This window comes from Stenotrophomonas indicatrix, from assembly GCF_050573115.1.
In the GTDB taxonomy this organism is placed as follows: domain Bacteria; phylum Pseudomonadota; class Gammaproteobacteria; order Xanthomonadales; family Xanthomonadaceae; genus Stenotrophomonas; species Stenotrophomonas lactitubi_A.
The window spans coordinates 318,457-340,661 of sequence record NZ_JBNYZT010000003.1 but is presented as its reverse complement, the minus strand read 5'-3'; the positions used below and the strand labels follow the sequence as shown (position 1 = coordinate 340,661).

Below are 22,205 nucleotides of genomic sequence, written 5' to 3'. Positions count from 1 at the left end.
GCAGGCGCAGGGTGAATGTGGACCACCCTGGAGCGCGCCATGAAACCCCGCCTTGTCCTGCTGTTGTCGGCCCTGCTGCCTCTGCTCGCCCAGGCGCAGGTGCCCACCGGCAATCCGACCGCCACCCGCAGCAGCTCGACGGTGGCACCGCCGCCCGTAGCCCCGCCACCGCAGGCATCGCGCCCGCAGCCGCAGGTGCTGCCCTCGCCGCAGCCGGCCCAGCCGATCCGCTCGACCGGCCCCGCCCAGGTGACCCCCACGCCCGCACCGACACTGCCGGACAAGGTCTACGACCGCAACGGCCGCATCGTTCCCGGCGTCAAACCGGTCGGCCCCAACCGCGTGTTCGATTCGCGCACCGGCCGCTACTACGACAGCGTACCCACCGGCGACGGCCAGCAGATCAAGCGCTGACCCCAGCGCCTGCAACCGATCGCGTAACCATAGAGAGAGAGAGCGCAGCGACCCGCTGTCGCTCTTTTTTCTTTTTCTTTTCCGTGGCTGGCGCCCGCATGAACCTGTCCAAGGCCGGGCGGGTGGGCTGTGCAGGGGCGTAAGCGCCATGGATGGCGCGCCCGAGCCTACAGGGACGTATTCACGGCGTCCCCTGCACAGCCCACCCGCCCGGCCAACGCGCAGCGCCGCACCAGGCCCCAGCCACGAGGGGCTCAGCCGTTGGCAGGAAACCCGCCACCCACATGAACGCCGGAAAACAGCCCCCGCCCTCCACACCCCGCATCACCCGTTTTTCGCCTGCGATTAACCGCGCCAGGACCACGGTGGACCTGCGCCGGCATCCCCGCCGTCGCGCTTCCCTCGTCCCCTTGGAATACGATCATGGCCAACCAGCAGAACCGTCATCCCGGCAAGGAACAGCAGGGCAAAACACCGCAGGACCAGCAGCGCCAGCAGCAACAGCAACAGCAGCCGAACGAGCAGCAGAAGAAGAATCCGCAACAGGGTTCCATGAAGAACCCGCAGCAGCGCTGATGCAGCCAGGGGCCAGAGCCCGTGCTACGGGGTCTGGTCCCGCTGCCGCCCGTCGACTCAATCGGGAATCGGCAGCGTCCAGGTCTCCTTGACCTCTTCCATCACGATGTAGCTCTTCGATTCACGCACATGCGGCAGGGTCAGCAGGGTGCTGCCAAGCAGCTTGCGATAGGAGGCCATCTCGCTGATCCGCGCCTTCAACAGGTAATCGAAATCGCCCGACACCAGATGGCATTCCAGCACGTTGGGCAGCTTCAGCGCCGCCCGCCGGAACTCCTCGAAGATGTCACCGGATTTGTAGGCCAGGCTGATCTCCACGAACACCAGCAGGCTGGCTTTCAGCGCCGACGGGTCCAGGTGGGCGTGATAGCCGGTGATCACCGCTTCGCGCTCCAGCCGGCGCACGCGCTCGGTGCAGGGGGTGGTCGACAGACCAACGCGTTCGCCCAGCTCGGTGAAGGAGATGCGGCCTTCGCCCTGCAGGATGCGCAGGATCTTGCGGTCGATCTTGTCCAGTTCGCGGGGGCGGGTGGTCATGGCCGTCAACCTTGGGGAATGAATCATAGGAAAATATCCTGCCTGTATTCCTAAAATCAGGCAAATCATCTAGGAACGGAAGAATATACTTCCCCGATTATGGCCCCTGCGCACACAAATGCAGGGAATGATCGGGTTGGAGAATTTCCATGCGAGTCCTAGTTCTCGGCAGCGGCGTGATCGGCACCACCAGTGCCTGGTACCTGCGACAGGCCGGGTTTGAAGTCACGGTCGTCGACCGCCAGCCCGGTCCCGCGCTGGAAACCAGCTTCGCCAATGCCGGCCAGCTGTCCTTCGGCTACACCTCGCCATGGGCCGCCCCGGGCGTACCGAAGAAGGCCATCGGCTGGCTGTTCGAAAAGCACGCACCGCTGGCGATCAAGCCGGGCATGGACCTGGCCCAGTACCGCTGGCTGTGGCAGATGCTGCGCAACTGCACCCACGAGCGCTACGCGATCAACAAGGCGCGCATGGTGCGCATGTCCGAGTACAGCCGCGACTGCCTGAACGAGCTGCGCGCGCAGATCGGCATCGATTTCGAAGGGCGCGACCTGGGCACCACCCAGCTGTTCCGCACCCAGCAGCAGCTGGATGCATCGGCGCAGGACATCGAGATCCTGGCCCAGTACGGCGTGCCGTACGAAGTGCTGGATCGCGCCGGCATCATCAAGGCCGAGCCTGCGCTGGCCCACGTCGATGGCCTGGTCGGCGCGCTGCGCCTGCCGCGTGACCAGACCGGCGATTGCCAGCTGTTCACCCGTCGCCTGGCGCAGATGGCGGCCGAAGCGGGTGTCGAGTTCCGCTACGACCAGGACATCACCGGCGTGGAATTCGACGGTGACCGCATCACCGGTGTACGCATCGGCGGCAAGCTGGAAACCGCAGACCGCTTCGTGGTCGCACTGGGCAGCTATTCGCCGGCGCTGGTTGCGCCGCTGGGCATGCGCCTGCCGGTGTATCCGCTGAAGGGCTACTCGCTGACCCTGCCGATCACCGACCCGGCAATGGCGCCCACCTCGACCATCCTCGATGAGAGCTACAAGGTTGCAGTGACGCGCTTCGACAACCGCATCCGCGTCGGCGGCATGGCCGAAGTGGCCGGTTTCGACCTGTCGCTGTCGCCGCGTCGGCGCGAGACGCTGGAACTGGTGGTGCGGGATCTGTACCCGAAGGGCGGTGACCTGGCCAAGGCCGAGTTCTGGACCGGCCTGCGCCCGGCCACGCCGGACGGCACGCCGGTGATCGGCGCTACGCCGTTCCGCAACCTGTTCCTCAACACCGGCCACGGCACGCTGGGCTGGACCATGGCCTGCGGCTCGGGCCGCTACCTGGCCGACCTGATGAGCGCGCGCCAGCCGCAGATCAGCACCGAAGGCCTGGATATCTTCCGCTACGGCCAGTACCGCCACGCCCCGCAACATGAGAACCGCACATGCGTCCTGCCCGCGCGCTGATCGATCTGGGCGCACTGCGCAGCAACTATCGCCTGGCCCGTGAGCTGGGCGGTGGCAAGGCGCTGGCGATCATCAAGGCCGATGCCTATGGCCACGGCGCGGTGCGCTGCGCGCAGGCGCTTGAAGGTGAGGCTGACGGCTTCGGCGTCGCCACCATCGAAGAGGCACTGGAGCTGCGCCAGGCCGGTATCCGTGCACCGATCCTGCTGCTGGAAGGCATCTTCGAGCCCAGCGAAATGGCGCTGGTGGCCGAGCATGACCTGTGGTTCTCGGTCGGTTCGCCGTGGCAGCTGGAAGCACTGGCCGCATTCGACAGCCCGCGTCCGCTGACGGTGTGGCTGAAGCTGGACAGTGGCATGCACAGGCTTGGCCTGGACGTTGCCGGTTTCCGCGCCGCGCACGCACGTTTGTCTGCACTGCCGCAGGTGGCGCGCATTGTATTGATGACCCATCTGGCACGTGCAGACGAGCTGGACAGCGAGCGTACCCATGAGCAGGCCGCCACCTTCGTCGAGGCCATCGAAGGCCTGCAAGGTGAGACCAGCGTCTGCAATTCGCCGGCGCTGCTGGGCTGGCCCGACGTACGCAGTGACTGGGTGCGCCCAGGCCTGATGCTGTACGGCGCCAATCCGCTGCCGGACAACAGCGAACTCACTGCGCGCCTGCGCCCGGTGATGACGATGCAGTCCAAGGTGATCGCCGAGCGCTGGATCGAGCCCGGTGAACCGGTCGGCTACGGTGCGCGCTTCGTCGCCAAGGCACGCACACGCGTGGGCGTGGTCGCACTGGGCTATGCCGATGGTTATCCGCAGTTCGCGCCCAATGGCACCCCGGTGTTGATCGATGGCCAACCCGGTGGGGTGATCGGCCGCGTGTCGATGGACATGCTGACCGTCGACCTGACCGCCCATGCGCAGGCCGGCGTCGGCAGCGTGGTGGAGCTGTGGGGCACTGCACCCACCCTGTCAGAGCTGGCCCCGCGCTGCGGTGTCAGTGCCTACCAGCTGCCGTGTGGCGTCAAGCGCGTGGCACGCGTCTACCAGGATTGACCGGCTCTGGTAGCTGCCGACCTTGGTCGGCGCCGTGAATGTGTGTCGACCAAGGTCGACACCTACCGGATCGATCAGGCGCTTCGCACAGCTCTGGTAGCGGCCGACCTTGGTCGGCGCTGTGAGTGCGTGTCGACCAAGGTCGACACCTACCGGATCGATCGGACGCTGCGCACGGCTCTGGTAGCGGCCGACCTTGGTCGGCGCCGTGGATGTGTGTCGACCAAGGTCGACACCTACCGGTGGGTCGCGCTGCGCGGGATTACCGCGCAGCGGTAACGCGCGAGGTCAGCTGGCGCTTCACCCAATCATCGATCAGACGCTTCTCATAGCGCAGCGGATCGGTATCGCTCCTCAGGCCGATGTTGTGCAGGTAGCCGCTGTCGCTCAGGCGTGCGTCGCCTTCATCGATGATGCGCCCGCTGGCATCCTTCAGCGTGTACTGCAGGGTGATCCGCGGCGGGTAGATGTCGCGCATGATCCGGATGTCGCTGCCACGCGGGCCGTGCCAGGGCTCGTAGTCGCCCGCGCGCTTGATATCGACCAATGTGACGTCCAGCGTCTGCCCGGGCTGCAGTGGCTTGGCGGCGCTGGTCTGCACGTAGCGCGCCAGCTGCTGCACCCAATCACCGCGTTCAGCCTCGAAGCGATTGGTGGTCTGGCGGATCTCGGTGAATTTCGCCGGATCGTCCCACTTCACGCTGACCGGGCCGTCGGCCTGCAGCGCGCGCGGTGCATCGGGCGCCGTTACCGTCCGCGGCGCGGCGGCCACGCTGCCCACGGCAAGCATGCCGGCCAGCAGCAGGGCGGTTGAAAGCGAACCTTTCATGGCAGTCTCCTGCATCCCCGAAGCGGGGAGGATGATGATCTCGGATCGAGTCTGATCCCGCCGGAGGGCCACAGCAATGGCCAGTAGCGTCAAATGCGTCAACAGTTGCCGCCAATTCATGGTCGTCAACCCTGACTGACGGCGCTTGACGCTGTGAATACGCGCTCTGGAAGATGCTGTACCTCCATCCGGTCTTTCTCCCCACGCCCTTGTCCACACTGCCGCCCCTTGTGGAGCGCTCACCCTTGATGGTGCCGACGCCCGAACCCGACCTGCACCATGGCGTGCTTGAGCGCATCCACGCAGGTTTCTGTGTGATCCAGGTGCTGTTCGACGGCGACGAGGCGATCGATTACCGCTTCCTCGAGGTCAACGATGCCTTTGAGCGCCACACCGGCCTGAAGGATGCCTGTGGCAAGCGCATGAGCACACTGGAGCCCCAGCACGAACGTGACTGGTTCCGCATTTATGGGGAAGTCGCGCGGACCGGGCGACCGGCCCAGTTCGAGATGGACGCCCGTGCCCTCGGGCGCACGTTCGCGGTGGATGCGGTGCGGGTCGGCCGGCCTGAGGAGGACAAGGTCGGCATCCTGTTCTTCGATGTGACCGCGCGCAAGCAGATGGAAGTGGAGCTGGGCGAGAGCGAAGCGCGTTTCAGTGCGTTGGCCGATGGCCTGCCGATGCCGGTATGGGTGTTGGATGAGCGCGGCCACGCCCGCTTCGTCAACAGTGCCTTCAGCGAGTTCTTCGGTGGCGACGAAAACCGTGTGCCGGAAGATGTCTGGCGCGGTCTGGTGCATCCCGACGATGCCTCGGTGTTCGAGTACGAACTGCAGGAAGCGCTGAAAGCGCAGCGTTCGATGCATGCGCTGGTGCGCGCCCGCCGCGCCGATGGGCAGTGGCGCTGGCTGGAAATGAACGCACGTCCGCGCTTCTCGCGGATGGGCCGCTTCATCGGCCTGGCCGGCAGCAGCCCGGATGTCACCGAGCGTCGCGAGATCGAACTGGCGCGCGAGGAGCTGCTGCAGTCCGAGCGTGCCGCGCGCAGTGCGGCGGAAAACATGGCGCGGCTGAAGGATGAATTCCTGGCCACGCTGTCGCACGAGCTGCGCACGCCGCTGACCACGATCCTGGGCTGGAGCGAACTGCTGCTGCAGCGCGTCGATGCGACCAGTCCGTTGTACAAGGGCCTGGGCGTGATCGCCAACAGTGCCACCGCGCAGAAGCGGCTGATCTCGGACATGCTCGATCTCAGCAGCATGCTGCTGGGTAAGGTGCAGCTGGAAGTGGAAGTACTGGACCTGCGCGATCAATTGAACGAAGCGATGGGCGCGCAGGAGCTGGTGGCCGAGGGCAAGGCGTTGGATGTCACCCTGCAGTTGCCAGCGCAGGCCTGCCCGGTACTGGGCGACGCCACCCGGCTGCAGCAGGTGTTCTGGAACCTGCTGTCCAACGCCATCAAATTCACCCCGGCCGAAGGCCGCATCGACGTGCAGCTGCAGGCCGATGGCAATTATTGGACGATCACCGTGCGCGATACCGGCGATGGCATCGCGCCGGAGTTTCTGAACCACCTGTTCAGCCGCTTCCGCCAAGCCGACGGCACCACTACCCGCCGTCATGGCGGTCTGGGTCTGGGCCTGGCGATCGTGCAGCAGCTGGTCGAACTGCACGGCGGTACGGTCAGCGCGGCCAGCGATGGCCACGGTCACGGCGCCACCTTCACCGTGCGCCTGCCGCAGCACCTGCCTGATGCCGAACGGCGTCCGCTACGTGAGGTCGTCAGCGGTCCGATCCTGGAGCCGATGGTGGTCGAGCCGTATCCGCTGCGCGGCCTGCATGTGCTGGCGGTGGAAGACCAGCCTGAAGTTCTGGAGTACCTGCGGCGCATGCTGGAAGAGCAGGGCGCCAGCGTGTCGGCGGCCAGCTCTGCGGGCGAGGCACTGGCGCTGCTGGCCGACAATGGCCACCTGCAGTACCACGTGCTGCTGACCGACATCGGCATGCCGGGCATGGATGGCTATGGCCTGGTGAGCACACTGCGCGACGACCTGGGTGTGGACGCCGCGGCCTTGCCAGCGGTGGCGGTGACGGCGCTGGCACGTGCCGATGACCGTCGCCGTGCGTTGGCCTCCGGCTTCCAGGAGCATGTGGCCAAGCCGTATTCGGTGGCCCAGTTGGTTGGTGTGGTGCGGCGCGTGCAGGCCACGCGCGGGGACGGCCTGCTGCACTGAGCATTCACGGCTGATCGGCGACCCTGCACGCCTGCACGCAGGAGGTCGCCGATGTCCCGTATTGCTCCGCGAATCCATACCGATGCCGCGCAGATCGCGCGCCTGGAAGCCCTGCTGCCGCAGTTGCACGGGGAAACCGAGGTGCAGCTGATCCTGCACGACGGTCGCCGCTTGCTGGGTACCGTGGCCGTGCAACCGACGTTGCAGCAATACCGAAATGAGGCCGGCGACGAAGGCAGCAATGGCCAGCTGCGGTTGGACGATCTGGATACACCGGTGCAGCAGCATCACGTCTGGCTGGATGAAATCGACAGCATCCGCCAGCTGCCGCCGAAGCGCTGACGGCAACCAGCCAGCGCCATCCACGCATGGCGTGGATCTACTCCGGCAAAAACCCACGCATCGCGTAGATCTACTGTGACCGCATCCGCAGTGGGCGTGGATCTCTAGTAGAGCCACGCCATGCGTGGCTGCAGTGGGCGTGGATCACCAGTAGAGCCACGCCATGCGTGGCTGCGACGGTCTGCGGTGGTCAGTGTTCGAACAGCGTTGCCGTCGCCTCGAACCTGCGCGCATAGGCGCGTTCCTCGGCTACCCGGCTCACTTCATCATCGGCCAGATCCGGCGCGCCATAGACGGCGTAGGCCACGCTGCCATCGGCGCCGTGGCCGACCTGGTGCAGGCGATAGCGGGAATGGCCGCCGCCGGTATCCTCCGGGTAATGCACGGGGGGATGGCTGCCTTCCAGGTCCATTTCACTGTTGTCGACAACACCTCCGACGAACAAGGCACGCATGCAGGATCTCCAGGAGTTGCGGGGGAGCTTCTACCCTGAACGCTGGCATGTTGCTGCGGCATCAAGGCAACGTTGAAGTTTCGCAAAGCGACGGCCGGGGCCAGGGACGGACAAGCCGGTACAATGGACGGCCCTCACGCTTCCAGTACCCGCGCCGATGGCATCCAGCGACGACGCCCCCCTGCAGACCCTGTTCCTGCCGTTCTCCAGCGGCGCCCTGCGCTGGCCGGAGGGTCCGGTGGCCTTCCTGCGCGCCCGTGACGGCTGGCCCCTGCGCGAGCAGGCCGGCGGCCGCGAGGTGGATTGCGAGCAGAGCTTCGCCCCGTTCGCGCAGCCGCTGCAGCAGGCCGCTGGCTGGACCGTCAGCGGGCAGCTGGATGATGTTGCCGGCCGCGGCCGTTACCCGCTGGTGCTGGTGCTGCCGCCGCGCCAGCGCGAGGAAGCCCGCGCGCTGTTCGCCCGCGCCCTGGCGCTGGTCGCCGAGGGTGGCCGCATCGTGGCCTGCCAGCACAACAACGAAGGCGCCCGCTCCGGCGAAGGCGACCTGAAGCAGTTGGCCGGCCTCGGCGGCAGCCTGACCAAGAACCACTGCCGCGTGTTCTGGACGGCGCCGTTGCAGGGCCAGCACGATGCGGACGTGGCCAAGCGCTGGGGCAGCCTGGACGCGGTGCGGCCGATCGTCGGCGGCCGTTTCCTCAGCCGCCCGGGCGTGTTCGCCTGGGACCGCATCGATCCGGCATCGGCGCTGCTTGCCGAACACCTGCCGGCCGACCTGGCCGGGCGTGCGGCCGATCTCGGTGCCGGCTACGGCTACCTGTCGCGCGAGCTGCTGGAGCGCTGCCCGAAGATCACCGCGCTGGACCTGTACGAGGCCGAGAAGCGCGCGCTGGACCTGGCCGAACTCAATCTGGCGCCGCCACCGCGCCCGGTGCCGCTGCGGTTCCTGTGGCGCGACGTCACCGCCGGCATCGAGCCGGACTACGACGTCATCATCAGCAACCCGCCGTTCCACACGCCCTCGCGTGCGGATCGCCCGGACATCGGCCAGCGCTTCATCGCCGTGGCCGCGCAGGCGCTGCGCCCGGGCGGGCGCCTGTACGTGGTGGCCAACCGCCACCTGCCGTACGAGTACACGCTCAACGAGAGCTTCGGCGCGGTGCGCGTGGTTGCCGAGCGCGATGGCTTCAAGCTGGTCGAGGCCGTGAAGGGCAAGGGGAAAGGCCGGTGAAGCTGGTCAAGCACATCGCCAACCTCGGCTACGGCAGCCGCAAGCAGGTGCAGTGGATGTTCCGCGAAGGCCGCGTTACCGACGCCGACGGCGAGGTGCTGTATGCCGACGACCAGGTGCCGCATGAAGCGGTTCGGGTCGACGGCGAGCCGCTGGACCCGCCGGTGGGCCTGTCACTGGCGATGTACAAGCCGGCCGGCTACACCTGTTCGACCAAGGACAAGGGCCGCCTGATCTACGACCTGCTGCCGCCGCGCTTCCGCGACCGCGACCCGGTGCTGTCCACCGTCGGCCGCCTGGACCGCGAGACCAGCGGCCTGTTGCTGCTGACCGACGACGGCAACCTGCTACACCGGATCATCTCGCCGAAGTCGAAGCTGCCCAAGGTCTACGAAGTAGAGCTGGCCGACGACCTGCGCGGTGACGAGGTGGCGCTGTTTGCGAGCGGCACGTTGATGCTGGAAGCGGAGAAGACGCCCCTGCTGCCGGCTGAACTGCAGGTGCTCGGGCCGCGCAAGGCGCGTCTGATACTGCACGAAGGCCGCTACCATCAGGTTCGCCGCATGTTCGCTGCCGCAGGCAACCACGTGCAGGCACTGCATCGCAGCCGTGTTGGTGGCCTGGACCTGCAGGGACTGGCCGAAGGGGAATGGCGGCTGCTGACCTCCACCGATCTGGATACGTTGTTCGCTCCATGACCTCCATCGCTGCGCTGCCGTTCCTGCCCGACGCCGTCATCTTCGACATGGACGGCCTGATGATCGACAGCGAGCGCGTGTCGCTTGCCTGCTGGAGCGAGGCGGCGGAGGAGTTCGGCCTGCCCTTGGATGCAAGTTTCTTCGTGCGCATGGTCGGCCTTGGCGACCGCGACAGCCAAGCGCTGCTGCGCCAACAGGGCATCGAAGACAGCATGATCGAGGCGATGGCCGCGCGTTGCCATGATCTGTACGAGGAACGCACGCAGACAGGGTTGCCGCTGCGCCCGGGCATCCTGGAACTGCTTGAGTTGTTGAAGTCGCACGCGGTGCCGCGTGCGGTGGCGACCTCGACCCGGCAACCGCGGGCCAACCGCAAGCTGGCCGCGACCGGGCTGCTGCCGTACTTTGATGCGGTGGTTGCCGGTGGCGACGTGGCGCGGGCCAAGCCGGCACCGGACATCTACCTGCTGGCCGCGCAGCGGCTGGGCAAGGCACCGGAACGCTGCCTGGCGCTGGAGGATTCCCCGGCCGGCACGCGTGCCGCACTGGCTGCGGGCATGACCGTGATCCAGGTGCCGGACCTGGTGCATCCCGATGAAGAACTGCGCGCGCTGGGCCACCGCATCGTCGGCTCGCTGGTGGACGCGCACGCGCTGCTGCTGCCGCTGTTGCCGAGGTAACGGTGGGTGATGGTGGGTGCCGACCGTTGGTCGGCACGCTTCACCGCCCTCGCTGGGCACGGCCCGGCGCTACCGCTCTGGTAGGTGCCAACCTTGGTTGGCACTGAGCCGAGCATGGGCTCGGCTCTACACCGCCACGACCATCGTTCTGGTGGGTGCGCAGGCCATGGTGGGTGCCGACCGTTGGTCGGCACGCCCTCACATCAAACGCGGCCGAACACCAGCGCCGCGTTGGTACCACCGAAACCGAAGCTGTTGGACATCACCGTGTCCAGCTTCTGCTCGCGGCTTTCGCGCAGGATCGGGAAGCCTTCCACCTTCGGGTCCAGCTCGCCGATGTTGGCCGAACCGGCCACGAAGCCGTCGCGCATCATCAGCAGGCAGTAGATCGCTTCATGCACGCTGGCAGCGCCCAGCGAATGGCCTGACAGCGCCTTGGTCGAGGACAGCGGCGGAATCGCATCGCCGAACACCTCGCGGATCGCACCCAGCTCGGTCACATCGCCCAGCGGGGTCGAGGTGCCGTGGGTGTTGAGGTAATCCAGCGGACGGTCGACGTTCTGCAGCGCCATCTTCATGCAGCGCACGGCGCCCTCACCGGACGGCGCGACCATGTCCGCACCATCGGAGGTCACGCCATAGCCGATCAGCTCGGCATGGATGTGTGCGCCACGCGCCACCGCGTGGTCGTAATCCTCCAGCACCAGCATGCCGCCACCACCGGCGATGACGAAGCCATCGCGGTCCTTGTCGTACGGGCGCGAGGCGCTGGCGGGGGTGTCGTTGAAGCTGGTGGACAGGGCACCCATCGCATCGAACATCACGCTCATCGACCAGTGCAGGTCTTCACCGCCGCCGGCGAACATGATGTCCTGCGCGCCGTGGCGGATGAGGTCGGCAGCCGCGCCGATGCAATGCGCCGAGGTCGCGCAGGCGGCCGACAGCGAGTAGCTGACGCCCTTGATCTGGAATGCGGTGGCCAGGCAGGCCGACACGGTCGAGCACATCGTGCGCGGCACCATGTACGGACCGACCTTGCGCACGCCGCGGCTGCGCAGCAGATCGACCGCACCCACCTGCCATTCGCTGGAGCCACCACCGGAACCGGCGATCAGGCCGGTGCGCAGGCCGCTGACCTGCTCCGGGGTCAGGCCCGCATCGGTGATGGCATCGGCCATCGCCAGATAGGCGAAGGCGGCGGCGTCGCTCATGAAGCGCTTCTGCTTGCGGTCGATCAGCGCGTCCAGGTCGAGGTCGACGCGACCGCCCACCTGGCTGCGCAGGCCGGCTTCGGCGTGGTCGGCCAGCGCGGTGATGCCGGCGCGGCTCTCGCGCAGGGCGGCCGAAACGGTATCCAGATCATTGCCGAGGCAGGACGTGATGCCCATGCCGGTGATGACGACGCGACGCATCAGAAGCTCCCGGTTTCAGTGAACAGGCCCACGCGCAGGTCGCGGGCGTTGTAGATCTCGCGATCGTCGACGTACATGCGCGCGTCGGACTGGGCCATCACCAGCTTGCGGTTGATGACGCGGCTGATGTCGATCTCGTAGCGCACCAGCTTGGCATCGGGCAGCACCTGGCCGGTGAACTTCACTTCGCCGCAGCCCAGGGCGCGGCCCTTGCCGGGCGCACCCAGCCAGGTGAGGAAGAAGCCGGTCAGCTGCCACATGGCATCCAGGCCCAGGCAGCCGGGCATCACCGGGTCGCCGATGAAGTGGCAGCCGAAGAACCACAGGTCCGGACGGATATCCAGTTCGGCGCGTACCATGCCCTTGCCATGCGGTCCGCCGTCCTCGCGGATTTCGGTGATGCGGTCGAACATCAGCATCGGGTCGTTGGGCAACCGGCCGGCGGCAGCGCCGAACAGTTCACCGCGTGCGCTGGCCAGCAGCTGGTCGCGGTTGAACGCGTGGAGACGAGTCATGGAAAGCGCAATCCTGGAAGCGAAAACAAGGCAACGAGTTCCCGAGGATGCACGACGGATCAGGCGGATATCAAACCGCGTCTCCGTACGCGTGCGTAGTGTTTTCAGCTGAAACCACGCATCCCGTTGATGCACAACGACCATACTTCGGCGTCTGGACGGGTACGGTGCAGGTATCATGGGGCCCAACCATGAACGCACTGCGCAAGATCATCCACGTCGACATGGACGCCTTCTACGCGTCGGTGGAGCAGCGCGACGATCCGTCATTGCGCGGCAAGCCGGTGGTCGTGGCATGGCGCGGCGCGCGTTCAGTGGTGTGTGCTGCCTCGTACGAGGCGCGCGTGTTCGGCGTGCGTTCGGCGATGCCGGCGATGCGCGCAGAGCGCCTGTGTCCGGACGCGATCTTCGTGCCCCCGGACTTCGCACGTTACAAGGCGGTGTCACGCCACGTGCGCGAGATCTTCCTGCGCCATACCGACCTGGTGGAGCCTTTGTCACTGGATGAGGCCTATCTGGATGTCACGGTGCCGAAGAGCGACATCGTGCTGGCCACCGACATCGCCCGCACCATCCGCGCGCAGATCCGCGAGGAAACCCATCTGACTGCGTCAGCCGGGATCGCGCCGAACAAGTTCCTGGCCAAGATCGCCTCGGACTGGCGCAAGCCCGATGGCCAGTTCGTGATTCCGCCGCAGCGGGTGGATGCGTTCCTGCTGCCGCTGCCGGTGAACCGCGTTCCGGGCGTCGGCAAGGTGATGGAAGGCAAACTGGCAGCGCGCGGCATCGTCACCTGCGGCGACCTGCGGCAGTGGACGCTGCCGGACCTGGAAGAAGCCTTCGGCAGCTTCGGCCGCAGCCTGTACAACCGCGCCCGCGGTGTCGACGAGCGGCCGGTAGAGCCCGACCAGCAGGTGCAGTCGATCTCCTCCGAAGACACCTTCGCCGAGGACCTGTTGCTGGAAGACCTGGCTGAAGCGATCGTGCAGCTTGCCGAGAAGACCTGGCATGCCACGCGCAAGACCGAACGCATCGGCCACACCGTGGTGTTGAAGCTGAAGACCGCGCAGTTCCGCCTCCTCACCCGCAGCTTCACCCCGGAACGCCCGCCGGAATCGATGGCGGAACTGCGCGACATCGCGCTGGCACTGCGCGCCCGCGTCGATCTGCCCGCCGACACCCGCTACCGTCTCGTCGGCGTCGGCCTCGGCGGTTTCCGCGAAAAGGAAGCCGTGGTGCAGGGCGAATTGTTCGAGCACTGATCATTGCCGTGCCGACCAACGGTCGGCACCCACCATCAACAGCAGGTTCCATCAGCAGCAGGTTCCAACAGATCGCGGCCAACTGTCGAAGGCGGGGTGGGTCCGGTTGCGGGGGTGTCCGCGGCATGGATGCCGCGGCCAAGCCCCCAAGGACGGGTTTACGGCGTCCCCCGCCACCGGACCCACCCCGCCTGCCCACGGAATGCCTGCTGTTGCTTTGGCTTTTAGGTTGCCGGCCAGCGGCCGGCACTACCGATTCGGCGGGTGCAGGGCGCAGCCCTGCAAAAGAAACCCCCTACCCTACGGCCACTGCATCTCGCCCTTGGCCACCTTCGCACTCAACTCCAGCGACGCCACACCCGCCAGCTTCGGATAGCGCGCCTGCATCGCCTTCACCAACGCCGCACTGTCCTTGGCCTTGGCCGTTTCAACATCGAAGGCACGGATGTACTCCGCCGTGAAGCGCAACGCACTGGCATCCAGTGCCGCACCCTCCGCGTAATGACCGGGCACAACCACCTTCGGCTTCAACGCCTGCAGCTGCTGCAGCGTGCGCAGCCAATCGGCATGCGACTGCGGCGTCTGCGTATCGGCCATCCACACATGCTCGCCGGCCACCACCGGAATGCCGCCGACGACTGCACGCAGCGACGGCACCCACAGCACGCTGCGGTCCGGGGTCGGTCCATCCAGGCCGATCAGCGGCAGGCGCTGGCCCTCCAACTGCAGTGCATCGCCTTCCAGTACCGCCGGCACCACGATGCGTGCGGGAACGTCGGCGCCCATCTTCGGCCCCCAGTACGCCAGCTTGCCGGCCTGGGATTCACGGATATGCGCCACGGTCTGCGCGGTGGCGACGATGCGCGCCTGCGGGAACGCATCCTGCACGGTGGCCAGACCGAAGTAATAGTCCGGATCGCCATGGCTGATGTAGATGGTGGTCAGCTGCTTGCCACTGGCGCGGATCTGCTCGACCAGCCGGCGCGCATCGCCGGCAGCGAACTGCGCGTTGACCAGGATCGCGTCGTTGCGCCCTTCGATCAGCACCGAGGACACCGAGAACATCGCCTGCGGGCCGGGATGGAAGGTCTGCAGGCGCAGTTGCGATTTCGCGGCGCTGGCAGGCGCAGGGGCGGCCGGTGCGGCCAGCAGCGGGGTGCTGGCGAAACCTGCAGCCAGCGCGAGGGGGAACAGCAGGGCAGCGGTACGCATGGGGAATTCCTCGTGTAGAGCCGAGCCATGCTCGGCTGCATGTTTGCGTTGAGACGAGCGTGGGCTATGCCGGGCGTCCTTGCCCGGCCCCCTGCGGGCCGTCGCAAGCGACGTTGGCAACGGCTCCTGCCGTTGCCTTCGGCTCTACAGAACAAGCGTGTCGATCAATACGCTGCCGTGATGATCTGCTTCGGGTACTTGCGCGCTTCCAGTTCGGCGACGAACGCGGCGCCGTAGTCGGCGTAGCTGATGCGGCTGTGGCCGCTGGCATCGGCGAGGAAGGCCTTGGGCTGCACGCGATACTGCCCACGCTCTTCCCCCGGGCCGATTTCGGCCGCCGGCGAGAAGAAGGTCCAATCCAGGTCATCCACTGCCTGCAGGCGGTTGAAGGCTTCACGGTGGGCCAGCGCGTACGGCTTGTAGGCCTCCGGGAAGGTGGGGGTGTCGACCAGCTGCACGCCGGGGGCGACTTCCAGGCTGCCGGCGCCACCGACCACCACCAGGCGCGGCACGTTGGCCTTGCGGGCGGCGTCGGCCAGCTGCGCGGCAACCTCGCCGACGCGACCGATGTCGTCGCCCGGGCGCGGGCCGTAGGCGCTGGCCAGCACATCGTGGCCGGCAATGGCGGCGACCAGGGCATCCTGGTCATCCAGCGAGACGATGACCGGATGGGCGCCGGCCAGCTCGGCCGGCAGGTCCTGCGCGCTGCGCACGATGACGGTCAGTTGGTGGCCGTTGGCCAGCGCGTGGCGGGCGATCTGGCGGCCGATGTTGCCGGTGGCACCGACGAGGGCGATCTTCATGGCAGGACTCCGTGGGGTAGGGCTGGGGGAATGAGGCCACTGTAGGCCGCTGCAGTCGCTCGAAAAACAGCGTATAACGCGCTTGTTTGTTGCATGGATCGAGCAGATGGACCGATTGACCGCCATGACCGTGTTCGTCGAAGTTGCCGAGCGCGGCAGCCTGACCGCCGCCGCCGAGGTGCTGGACATGTCGCGGGCGATGGTCAGCCGCTACCTCGCCGAGGTGGAGGGCTGGCTGGGCGCGCGGCTGCTGCACCGGACCACGCGGCGGGTCAGCCTGACCGGGGCCGGTGAAGCCGCGCTGGCGCGTTTCCGGCAGATGCTGGCGATCGGCGATGAACTGCAGGGCGAGCTGGCCAGCGACGATCCCGAGCCACACGGAACGCTGCGCATCACTGCCAGCGTGTCGTTCGGGCAGAGCCATCTGGCGCGCGCAGTGGCCGCCTTCGTGCAGCGCCATCCGGCCGCCCGCATCGAACTGCTGCTGGTCGACCGCACGGTCAACCTGGTGGAGGAGCGCGTCGACCTGGCGGTGCGCATCGCGCGGCAGATCGATCCCAGCCTGATTGCACGTCGCTTGGCGATCTGCCGCTCGGTGCTGTGCGCGACGCCGGCCTACCTGCAGGCACGTGGCACGCCGACTGCACCCGAACACCTCGCTGCGCACAACTGCCTGACCCATCACTACGTCGGCAAGAGCCTATGGCAGCTGCATCGCGAAGGGCGTTCGTTGTCGGTTGCGGTGGGCGGCAACATCAGTGCCAATGAGGCATCGCTGCTGCTGGAGGCCGTGCGCGCCAATGCCGGCATTGCCATGTTGCCGACCTACCAGGTCGCACCGTTGCTGCGCAGTGGCGAACTGATCGAACTGCTGCCCGAGTACAGCCTGGACGAGCTCGGCATCCATGCGGTGTATGCGTCGCGTCGACAGCAGCCCGCTATCATGCGGCGATTCCTGGACTTCCTCGCCGAATGCTTCGCGAGCCCGGCCTTCCAGGATCTGGACTGGCGCCCTTCGGGCAAGGAGAACACATGAACCATGGACAGGCGTTGATCGACCACAACCGTGCCGCCTGGGACCGCCAGGCCAGCGAGGTGCGTGAGTGGTCGCGACCGGTGGATGCCGCAACGATTGCCGCCGCCCGCGAGGGGCGTTGGCAGGTGCACCTGACGCCGCGTGCGTTGCCGCTGGATTGGCTTGGCGATGTGCGTGGCAGGCGCATCCTGTGCCTGGCCTCGGCCGGTGGCCAGCAGGCGCCCGTGCTTGCTGCGGCAGGCGCCGAAGTGACCGTGTTCGATCTTTCCGACGGGCAGCTGGCGCAGGATCGCGCCGTGGCCGACCGCGATGGTCTGTCGCTGCGCACCGTGCAGGGTGACATGCGTGATCTGCAGGCCTTTGCCGACGACAGCTTCGACGTGGTGTTCCATCCCATCTCGAACCTGTACGTGCCCGACGTGCGCCCTGTGTGGGCCGAGTGCCACCGGGTGCTGGCGCGCGATGGCCTGCTGATGGCCAGCTTCTACAATCCGGTGGTGTTCGTCGCTGCGCGTGACGCACAGTTGAACGAGCAGGGCATGATCCGCCCGCAGTACGCGATTCCCTATTCCGACCTGGAAGACCTGGACCCGGCTGCACGCGAGGCCAAGCTGGCCCGTGGCGAAGCGCTGACATTCGGTCACAGCCTGGGTGATCTGATCGGCGGGCAGCTGGATGCAGGGTTCGTCATCGATCGCTTCATGGAAGACTGGCAACCGCAGCCGCGTTTCCTGATCGACAGCTACCTGCCGACCTTCCTGGCCACCCGCGCACGCCGGGTCGGCTGAAGGCGCGGGCGTACAATGGACGGCCCCACGTTGCACGAGTGAGCTGTCCCTTGTCGTATCCCTATCCGCTGGTCGTGTTCGACCTCGATGGCACGCTGGTCGACAGCGCGGCCGATATCGCCGAAGCACTGAACCGCACGCTGGAAGACATCGGCTTGGCGCGCGTACCTGAAGCCACCGTGCTGGGCTGGATCGGCGACGGCGTGCGCCTGCTGGTCGAACAGGCGGTGCAGGCTGCCGGGCGCGAGATCGATCTGGCAGCGGTGATGCCGACCTTCATGGTCCACTACCGCGAATGCCTGCTGCGCAGCCCGAAGCTGTTCGATGGCGTGGTCGAAGCGCTGGCGCAACTGCGCGCGTTGAACGTACCGCTGGCCATCTGCACCAACAAGCCGGCCGCGCTGGTGCCGCCGTTGCTGCAGCACCTGGGTATCGCCGAGGCCTTCGCGCTGGTGCTGGGCGGTGATTCGCTGCCGCAGCGCAAGCCCAGTGGAGAGCCGTTGCGGCATATCGCCGCACACTTCGAACTGCCCGTCGATGCGTGCCTGATGGTGGGCGATTCGCTTACCGATTACCGTGCCGCCGAAGACGCCGGCATGCCGATCGCGCTGGTGCGCTACGGGTATCCGCGAGGACTGGACCTGGACAACGCGCACGCGGTTGCGGTGATCGACGACCTGCGCGAGCTGCCGGGCCTGCAGGGCTGACGCAGCGGGTAGTGCCGGCCGCTGGCCGGCACCCCGTGACGCGCTGCCGAAGGTCATGATGTTGCCGGCCAGCGGCCGGCACTACCGTGACCGTTGCCGAAGGTCATGATGTTGCCGGCCAGCGGCCGGCACTACCGTGACCGTTGCGGTCACTTTGGCTGGTAACGCACGCTCAGCTGGTACTCGCGACCGGGCTGGTTGAACCACGCCACGGTCTCGTACTCGCGGTCGAACACATTGGCCACCCGCGCCAGCACCGACCATGCCGGGGTCAGCGCATATTCGGCGCGCAGATCCAGCGTGCCGTAGCCGCCGACCTTCACCGCATTGGCGGCATCGTCGTAACGCTTGCCCGCGCCCTGCACGGTCAGGCCGGTGCGGAAGTCACCGAAGCGGCGGTCGATGTCCAGACGCGCGGTCTGCTGCGCACGGCGTGCCAGCCAGTTGTCGAACTGCGCGCTGCCGTTGGTGCGGTTGCGCGGGTCGGTGAAGCTCAGCTGCGCGTTGATGTCGAAGCCGGCCACGGTAGCGCCGCCGGTCAGTTCCGCACCGCGGATGCGTGCCTTTTCGACCTGCTGCATGCGGAAGGTGGCCGCGTCATAGGTGATCAGGTCATCGATGCGGGTCTCGTACACGTCCAGGCCCCAGCGCCAGCCCTGGCCCTGCTGCGAGAGGCCGAGGTTGGCGCTCTTGGACCTCTCCGGGTCCAGCGTCGGCACGCCGCTCCACGGGTCGTACAGGTCGCTGAAGGTCGGCGCCTTGAACGCGGCGCCGTAGCTGGCGTTGACGCGCAGGCCATGGCCCAGCTCCATCGCCCAGCCGAGGCTGCCGGTGGCGTGGTTGCCGAACTGCTGGTTGTCGTCGTTGCGCGCGCTGGCCTGCAGCTGATGACGGCCGAAGCGCGCCTGGTACTGCAGGAACACGCCGGTATTGCGGCGGCTGTCGACCAGGTAACCGGCGCTGCTGCCGTCCAGGTTGTCTTCGCTCCAGTCCACGCCGGCGCTGAGCAGCTGGCCTTCGGCCACACCGATGTCGGCCTGCAGCGAGGCGTTGTCGCGGTGCGTCTGTGCGCTGCCGCGTGCACCGAAATCACCGAAGTTGTCGGACTCGTTGTCGCTGCGGCCGACATTGGCAGTGAGCGTCAACTGCTCGGACGGAGTGAAACGCACCTTACCGGCCAGCACCTGCTGGCGGGTCTCGGAGTAATTGTAGTAGCCGTCGTAGTGGTTCTTGCCGTCGGCACGCAGCGCGCTGCCTTCCACGGTCCACTGGTCGCTCAGGTTGTAACCGCCGCGCAGGCTCTTGGACAGGTTGCGGTAGCCGTCGCGGTCGGGTTCATCGGCAAAGCAGCCGGTAAACAGCGTGGCCGAACCGCGGCAGGCATCGATACCATCCGAATGCTGGTAAGCGATGTCGGCGCCGAACCAGCCGCGTTCGGTGCCGCCACCGATGCCGCCGCTGGCTTCACGCAGGCCGTTGCTGCCGCCGCCCAGCTGGAAGTGCGGAGCGAAGTCGCCCTGGTTGCGGCGGGTGAAGATCTGGATCACGCCACCGATGGCGTCGGCACCGTACAGGCTGGACTGCGGGCCGCGCACGATTTCCACGCGCTCGATCTGCGCCAGCGGCAGATCCTGGTACATCGCCAAGCCGAGGTCGGCGCTGTTGATGCGCACGCCATCGACCAACACCACGGTGTGCGAGGAATTGGTGCCACGCAGGAACAGCGAGCTCTGCTTGCCCAGCCCACCGGCATTGGTCAGGTTGATGCCGGCGCGGCCCTGCAGCAGTTCCTGCAGCGAGGTGGCCTGGCTGGATTCAATCTGCGCGCGGTCGATCACCTGCGCAGGCGCAATGCTGTCCTGCAGGGCGATCGGCGTGCGAGTGGCGGTGACCAGCACCTGATCGAGATCGGCGGCGCCATCTTCGGCCAGGGCCAACGCAGGAAGAGCGGCCAGCACGGCCAGGGACAGCATTCGGGACTGCAGTTTCATCGGGGGGACTCCAGGTGCCGCGCACGCCCGCGCAGCGAAGGGGAGGAGTCACAACAGGCAGGCACGCGCCGATGCCGCGGCCATCGCCACAGACATCCAGCGCCATGCCCACCGCATCGCGACCTGAGGCTTCCGGGCCGGTCTCCGGGCTCGCCGCCGGGTGGCCCGAGGCCACCGTCCAAGCGCCTTCCCATGCCTGCGGCACAGTGGCGGGTTGCCTGGAACTGACGTGCTTACCGTTGCGGGGGCAGCGCCGGCATGGCGTGTTGTCACGCGTCACCGGCTTCCCGTTTCAACCTGCCGGCAGGGCCGCAGGTCACCTGGAAGTGCGCGCAGTCTACGGCATCGCGGCCGGCCCGTAGCGTTGAACCTGCGCGCCTGGACAGGCGCGAATGCACCTGCACGGTGCAGCAGACCTGCGCCAGCGCCTAGAATGCAGCTCGAATTATCGTGGTGCCGTTGCCGATGTCCGTCTGTTTTCCGCTGTTCCCGCGCCGCCCGTACTGGGCACGCGCATGATCCTCGACCTGGTCCGCCATGCCGGCAACGGTCGTGATGAGTTCCTCGATGGCCGCAGCGATCCGCCGCAGCTGGCCCGCCTGCCGCAGGAGCTGGTCGATGCCTATGCCGGGCAATCGTGGGAACGGGTGATCAGTTCGCCGCGCCTGCGCTCGCTGCATACGGCGATGGCCCTGGCCACACCGCGCGCGCTGGACGTGGAGGCGGACGAGGAGTGGGAAGAGCTGGATTTCGGCGACTGGGATGGCCAATCGCTGTTCGACCTGCCGGAAGACGCGTTGGCCGCCTTCCACGCGGATCCGCACGCGTTTCCGCCGCCGCATGGCGAGAGCTGGGGTCATTTCGAACGGCGCATCGCACGCGCGCTGGATCGACTGCTGGATGACGACGACCCGGCGCCGACGGTAGTGGTCAGCCACGGCGGTCCGCTGCGCATGGTGCTGTCGCAGGTGTGTGGCCTGCCGATGTCGCTGTGCTGGGCGCTGCGCATCGACCACGGCACGCGCCTGCGCGTGTGGGTCGAGCGCGGTGAAGCCGGGCTGGTGGGCGAGCTGCTGGAGCTGCAGCAGCCCTGAGCGCACCCGCCGGGCATGGCCCGGCGCTACCGATCAATCCTCGTCGGCGCTTTCGGCCGTGCCTTCTTCGCCGTCGTCCTCGGCGTCGAAGCGCTGCTCATGCACCGGGCCCGATGCGGGGCCTGCCGCCTTCAGCGGATGCACCGCGATACGTGCTTCGTAGTCCTGCACCAGCGCGGTGCGCTGCGGTTCGCTCAGTTCCTGCCAGTGGCAGTCCAGCAGTGCACCTTCCAGCGAATACAGCAGGTTGAGGCTGGGCTTGAAGCCGGCACGCTTGACCTTGACGAAGGCGCCGACGGCACCGATGGCGACCAGATCCTCGCGGCTGCGCAGACCGACCTGGCGCAGCCATGCCGCACTCTTCGGGCCGATGTTGCGCAGCTTGACCGCGCTCACTTCAACGCCCCGACGAACACGTGGGCGATGGCTTCCAGACCGGCCTGGTCCTCAGCATCGAAGCGGCCGACGACCGGGCTGTCGATATCGAACACGCCGATCAGCTCCTCACCCCGGACCAGCGGCACAACCAGCTCCGAGCGCGATGCAGCATCGCAGGCGATATGACCGGGGAAGGCCTCCACGTCTTCGATGCGCTGGGTCACACGCTGGCTGGCGGCCGCACCGCACACGCCCTTGTCCAGCGGAATGCGCACGCAGGCCGGCAGGCCCTGGAACGGACCGACCACCAGTTCCTTGCCGTCATACAGGTAGAAGCCGACCCAGTTCAGGTCGGGCAGGGCGTGGTAGACCAGTGCAGCGAGGTTGGCCGCATTGGCGATGCGGTCGGACTCGCCGTAGACCAGGCCACGGGCCTGTTCCAGCAGCTGGGCGTATTGTTCCGGCTTGCTGCCGGTGAGCGAGGCGTTGGCAAACATGGCCGCAGTCTAGCA

At 67.1% G+C, this 22,205-nt stretch carries 25 protein-coding genes and 1 riboswitch; of the genes, 15 read left to right on the top strand and 10 right to left on the bottom strand.

Annotated features, from left to right (window positions below):
* Window positions 1-39: 39 nt before the first annotated feature.
* Both ACQ5SA_RS10340 and ACQ5SA_RS10335 read left to right on the top strand, forming a co-directional pair.
* The gene (locus ACQ5SA_RS10340) at window positions 40-414 is read left to right on the top strand and encodes a classical arabinogalactan protein 4 (protein ID WP_499314169.1); all 375 of its coding nucleotides are present in this window, start codon (window positions 40-42) and stop codon (window positions 412-414) included.
* 423 nt (window positions 415-837) lie between these two features.
* The gene (locus ACQ5SA_RS10335; protein ID WP_089238441.1) at window positions 838-990 is read left to right on the top strand and encodes a lana protein; all 153 of its coding nucleotides are present in this window, start codon (window positions 838-840) and stop codon (window positions 988-990) included.
* Between the two features lie 57 nt (window positions 991-1,047).
* Here ACQ5SA_RS10335 and ACQ5SA_RS10330 read toward each other — a convergent pair whose 3' ends face one another.
* Window positions 1,048-1,527 carry an Lrp/AsnC ligand binding domain-containing protein gene (locus ACQ5SA_RS10330; RefSeq protein ID WP_265954740.1) on the bottom strand — a complete coding sequence of 160 codons (480 nt, stop codon included), beginning with the start codon at window positions 1,525-1,527 and terminating at the stop codon, window positions 1,048-1,050.
* 149 nt (window positions 1,528-1,676) lie between these two features.
* Between ACQ5SA_RS10330 and ACQ5SA_RS10325 the strand changes: the two genes are divergently transcribed.
* From ACQ5SA_RS10325 to ACQ5SA_RS10315, 3 genes are read left to right on the top strand one after another with little or no spacing between them, the layout of a single operon-like run.
* Window positions 1,677-2,981, top strand: coding sequence for a D-amino acid dehydrogenase (locus ACQ5SA_RS10325; protein ID WP_099821579.1), 1,305 nt, complete (start codon window positions 1,677-1,679; stop codon window positions 2,979-2,981).
* Window positions 2,960-4,030: an alanine racemase gene (gene alr / locus ACQ5SA_RS10320; protein ID WP_499314168.1), complete on the top strand. Its 1,071-nt coding sequence runs from the start codon at window positions 2,960-2,962 to the stop codon at window positions 4,028-4,030. The genes ACQ5SA_RS10325 and alr overlap by 22 nt, the downstream gene beginning before the upstream one ends.
* A 42-nt stretch (window positions 4,031-4,072) precedes the next feature.
* Window positions 4,073-4,309, top strand: a complete 237-nt coding sequence (locus ACQ5SA_RS10315) for a hypothetical protein (RefSeq protein ID WP_499314167.1) — start codon at window positions 4,073-4,075, stop codon at window positions 4,307-4,309.
* Here the strand turns inward: ACQ5SA_RS10315 and ACQ5SA_RS10310 are convergent.
* Window positions 4,293-4,859 (bottom strand): DUF3016 domain-containing protein, encoded by a 567-nt coding sequence (locus tag ACQ5SA_RS10310; protein WP_499314166.1) that lies wholly within the window; start codon window positions 4,857-4,859, stop codon window positions 4,293-4,295. The genes ACQ5SA_RS10315 and ACQ5SA_RS10310 overlap by 17 nt on opposite strands.
* A gap of 248 nt (window positions 4,860-5,107) precedes the next feature.
* On the opposite strand from ACQ5SA_RS10310, the gene ACQ5SA_RS10305 reads away from it, so the two are divergent.
* Both ACQ5SA_RS10305 and ACQ5SA_RS10300 read left to right on the top strand, forming a co-directional pair.
* The gene (locus tag ACQ5SA_RS10305; protein ID WP_353099389.1) at window positions 5,108-7,093 is read left to right on the top strand and encodes a hybrid sensor histidine kinase/response regulator; all 1,986 of its coding nucleotides are present in this window, start codon (window positions 5,108-5,110) and stop codon (window positions 7,091-7,093) included.
* Window positions 7,094-7,144: 51 nt separating this feature from the next.
* Window positions 7,145-7,435 (top strand): DUF3247 family protein, encoded by a 291-nt coding sequence (locus ACQ5SA_RS10300; protein ID WP_230110315.1) that lies wholly within the window; start codon window positions 7,145-7,147, stop codon window positions 7,433-7,435.
* Window positions 7,436-7,625: 190 nt separating this feature from the next.
* On the opposite strand, the gene ACQ5SA_RS10295 is transcribed toward ACQ5SA_RS10300, so the two are convergent.
* The gene (locus tag ACQ5SA_RS10295; RefSeq protein WP_230110317.1) at window positions 7,626-7,889 is read right to left on the bottom strand and encodes a hypothetical protein; all 264 of its coding nucleotides are present in this window, start codon (window positions 7,887-7,889) and stop codon (window positions 7,626-7,628) included.
* A 157-nt stretch (window positions 7,890-8,046) separates the two neighbouring features.
* Between ACQ5SA_RS10295 and ACQ5SA_RS10290 the strand changes: the two genes are divergently transcribed.
* Genes ACQ5SA_RS10290 through ACQ5SA_RS10280 form a run of 3 tightly spaced genes read left to right on the top strand, consistent with a single transcriptional unit; the run spans window position 8,047 to window position 10,495 of the window.
* Window positions 8,047-9,117 carry a class I SAM-dependent methyltransferase gene (locus ACQ5SA_RS10290; RefSeq protein WP_099821583.1) on the top strand — a complete coding sequence of 357 codons (1,071 nt, stop codon included), beginning with the start codon at window positions 8,047-8,049 and terminating at the stop codon, window positions 9,115-9,117.
* A complete protein-coding gene (locus ACQ5SA_RS10285; protein WP_353099387.1) occupies window positions 9,114-9,815 on the top strand; it encodes a pseudouridine synthase in 702 nt (233 codons plus the stop codon). Before ACQ5SA_RS10290 ends, ACQ5SA_RS10285 begins: the two co-directional genes overlap by 4 nt.
* Window positions 9,812-10,495, top strand: a complete 684-nt coding sequence (locus ACQ5SA_RS10280; RefSeq protein WP_340572418.1) for an HAD family hydrolase — start codon at window positions 9,812-9,814, stop codon at window positions 10,493-10,495. The genes ACQ5SA_RS10285 and ACQ5SA_RS10280 overlap by 4 nt, the downstream gene beginning before the upstream one ends.
* A gap of 203 nt (window positions 10,496-10,698) precedes the next feature.
* On the opposite strand, the gene fabB is transcribed toward ACQ5SA_RS10280, so the two are convergent.
* Window positions 10,699-11,907 carry a beta-ketoacyl-ACP synthase I gene (gene fabB / locus ACQ5SA_RS10275; protein ID WP_089238458.1) on the bottom strand — a complete coding sequence of 403 codons (1,209 nt, stop codon included), beginning with the start codon at window positions 11,905-11,907 and terminating at the stop codon, window positions 10,699-10,701.
* Window positions 11,907-12,422: a 3-hydroxyacyl-[acyl-carrier-protein] dehydratase FabA gene (fabA, locus tag ACQ5SA_RS10270; protein ID WP_025878420.1), complete on the bottom strand. Its 516-nt coding sequence runs from the start codon at window positions 12,420-12,422 to the stop codon at window positions 11,907-11,909. The genes fabB and fabA overlap by 1 nt, the downstream gene beginning before the upstream one ends.
* Before the next feature lie 191 nt (window positions 12,423-12,613).
* Here fabA and dinB point away from each other — a divergent pair, with 191 nt between their 5' ends.
* The gene (gene dinB / locus ACQ5SA_RS10265; protein ID WP_230110323.1) at window positions 12,614-13,684 is read left to right on the top strand and encodes a DNA polymerase IV; all 1,071 of its coding nucleotides are present in this window, start codon (window positions 12,614-12,616) and stop codon (window positions 13,682-13,684) included.
* Window positions 13,685-13,984: 300 nt separating this feature from the next.
* Here dinB and ACQ5SA_RS10260 read toward each other — a convergent pair whose 3' ends face one another.
* Window positions 13,985-14,896, bottom strand: coding sequence for an MBL fold metallo-hydrolase (locus tag ACQ5SA_RS10260; RefSeq protein WP_499314165.1), 912 nt, complete (start codon window positions 14,894-14,896; stop codon window positions 13,985-13,987).
* Between the two features lie 164 nt (window positions 14,897-15,060).
* Complete coding sequence (locus ACQ5SA_RS10255) at window positions 15,061-15,699, bottom strand: NAD(P)-dependent oxidoreductase (RefSeq protein ID WP_499314164.1); 639 nt, start codon at window positions 15,697-15,699, stop codon at window positions 15,061-15,063.
* Window positions 15,700-15,805: 106 nt separating this feature from the next.
* Between ACQ5SA_RS10255 and ACQ5SA_RS10250 the strand changes: the two genes are divergently transcribed.
* Genes ACQ5SA_RS10250 through gph form a run of 3 tightly spaced genes read left to right on the top strand, consistent with a single transcriptional unit; the run spans window position 15,806 to window position 18,230 of the window.
* Entirely contained in the window at window positions 15,806-16,735 is a 930-nt protein-coding gene (locus ACQ5SA_RS10250) for a LysR family transcriptional regulator (RefSeq protein WP_100462792.1), read from the top strand.
* Entirely contained in the window at window positions 16,732-17,523 is a 792-nt protein-coding gene (locus ACQ5SA_RS10245) for a class I SAM-dependent methyltransferase (protein WP_499314163.1), read from the top strand. The genes ACQ5SA_RS10250 and ACQ5SA_RS10245 overlap by 4 nt, the downstream gene beginning before the upstream one ends.
* A 50-nt stretch (window positions 17,524-17,573) precedes the next feature.
* Window positions 17,574-18,230: a phosphoglycolate phosphatase gene (gph, locus tag ACQ5SA_RS10240; RefSeq protein WP_499314162.1), complete on the top strand. Its 657-nt coding sequence runs from the start codon at window positions 17,574-17,576 to the stop codon at window positions 18,228-18,230.
* Between the two features lie 149 nt (window positions 18,231-18,379).
* Here the strand turns inward: gph and btuB are convergent, their stop codons facing one another.
* Window positions 18,380-20,221 (bottom strand): TonB-dependent vitamin B12 receptor, encoded by a 1,842-nt coding sequence (gene btuB, locus ACQ5SA_RS10235; protein WP_499314161.1) that lies wholly within the window; start codon window positions 20,219-20,221, stop codon window positions 18,380-18,382.
* Between the two features lie 118 nt (window positions 20,222-20,339).
* A riboswitch (cobalamin riboswitch) is annotated at window positions 20,340-20,560 on the bottom strand.
* Window positions 20,561-20,736: 176 nt separating this feature from the next.
* On the opposite strand from btuB, the gene ACQ5SA_RS10230 reads away from it, so the two are divergent.
* A complete protein-coding gene (locus ACQ5SA_RS10230) occupies window positions 20,737-21,315 on the top strand; it encodes a histidine phosphatase family protein (RefSeq protein ID WP_089238474.1) in 579 nt (192 codons plus the stop codon).
* A gap of 33 nt (window positions 21,316-21,348) precedes the next feature.
* On the opposite strand, the gene ACQ5SA_RS10225 is transcribed toward ACQ5SA_RS10230, so the two are convergent.
* Window positions 21,349-21,711, bottom strand: a complete 363-nt coding sequence (locus ACQ5SA_RS10225; protein WP_132826048.1) for a TfoX/Sxy family protein — start codon at window positions 21,709-21,711, stop codon at window positions 21,349-21,351.
* Complete coding sequence (locus ACQ5SA_RS10220) at window positions 21,708-22,190, bottom strand: free L-methionine (R)-S-oxide reductase MsrC (RefSeq protein WP_230113166.1); 483 nt, start codon at window positions 22,188-22,190, stop codon at window positions 21,708-21,710. The genes ACQ5SA_RS10225 and ACQ5SA_RS10220 overlap by 4 nt, the downstream gene beginning before the upstream one ends.
* Window positions 22,191-22,205 lie beyond the last annotated feature (15 nt).

Coding starts and splice junctions, on each gene's coding strand:
- ACQ5SA_RS10340 (WP_499314169.1), top strand. CDS start 40: ATGAAACCCCGCCTTGTCCTGCTGTTGTCGGCCCTGCTGCCTCTGCTC.
- ACQ5SA_RS10335 (WP_089238441.1), top strand. CDS start 838: ATGGCCAACCAGCAGAACCGTCATCCCGGCAAGGAACAGCAGGGCAAA.
- ACQ5SA_RS10330 (WP_265954740.1), bottom strand. CDS start 1,527: ATGACCACCCGCCCCCGCGAACTGGACAAGATCGACCGCAAGATCCTG.
- ACQ5SA_RS10325 (WP_099821579.1), top strand. CDS start 1,677: ATGCGAGTCCTAGTTCTCGGCAGCGGCGTGATCGGCACCACCAGTGCC.
- alr (WP_499314168.1), top strand. CDS start 2,960: ATGCGTCCTGCCCGCGCGCTGATCGATCTGGGCGCACTGCGCAGCAAC.
- ACQ5SA_RS10310 (WP_499314166.1), bottom strand. CDS start 4,859: ATGAAAGGTTCGCTTTCAACCGCCCTGCTGCTGGCCGGCATGCTTGCC.
- ACQ5SA_RS10305 (WP_353099389.1), top strand. CDS start 5,108: ATGGTGCCGACGCCCGAACCCGACCTGCACCATGGCGTGCTTGAGCGC.
- ACQ5SA_RS10300 (WP_230110315.1), top strand. CDS start 7,145: ATGTCCCGTATTGCTCCGCGAATCCATACCGATGCCGCGCAGATCGCG.
- ACQ5SA_RS10295 (WP_230110317.1), bottom strand. CDS start 7,889: ATGCGTGCCTTGTTCGTCGGAGGTGTTGTCGACAACAGTGAAATGGAC.
- ACQ5SA_RS10290 (WP_099821583.1), top strand. CDS start 8,047: ATGGCATCCAGCGACGACGCCCCCCTGCAGACCCTGTTCCTGCCGTTC.
- ACQ5SA_RS10280 (WP_340572418.1), top strand. CDS start 9,812: ATGACCTCCATCGCTGCGCTGCCGTTCCTGCCCGACGCCGTCATCTTC.
- fabB (WP_089238458.1), bottom strand. CDS start 11,907: ATGCGTCGCGTCGTCATCACCGGCATGGGCATCACGTCCTGCCTCGGC.
- fabA (WP_025878420.1), bottom strand. CDS start 12,422: ATGACTCGTCTCCACGCGTTCAACCGCGACCAGCTGCTGGCCAGCGCA.
- dinB (WP_230110323.1), top strand. CDS start 12,614: ATGAACGCACTGCGCAAGATCATCCACGTCGACATGGACGCCTTCTAC.
- ACQ5SA_RS10260 (WP_499314165.1), bottom strand. CDS start 14,896: ATGCGTACCGCTGCCCTGCTGTTCCCCCTCGCGCTGGCTGCAGGTTTC.
- ACQ5SA_RS10255 (WP_499314164.1), bottom strand. CDS start 15,699: ATGAAGATCGCCCTCGTCGGTGCCACCGGCAACATCGGCCGCCAGATC.
- ACQ5SA_RS10250 (WP_100462792.1), top strand. CDS start 15,806: ATGGACCGATTGACCGCCATGACCGTGTTCGTCGAAGTTGCCGAGCGC.
- ACQ5SA_RS10245 (WP_499314163.1), top strand. CDS start 16,732: ATGAACCATGGACAGGCGTTGATCGACCACAACCGTGCCGCCTGGGAC.
- btuB (WP_499314161.1), bottom strand. CDS start 20,221: ATGAAACTGCAGTCCCGAATGCTGTCCCTGGCCGTGCTGGCCGCTCTT.
- ACQ5SA_RS10230 (WP_089238474.1), top strand. CDS start 20,737: ATGATCCTCGACCTGGTCCGCCATGCCGGCAACGGTCGTGATGAGTTC.
- ACQ5SA_RS10220 (WP_230113166.1), bottom strand. CDS start 22,190: ATGTTTGCCAACGCCTCGCTCACCGGCAGCAAGCCGGAACAATACGCC.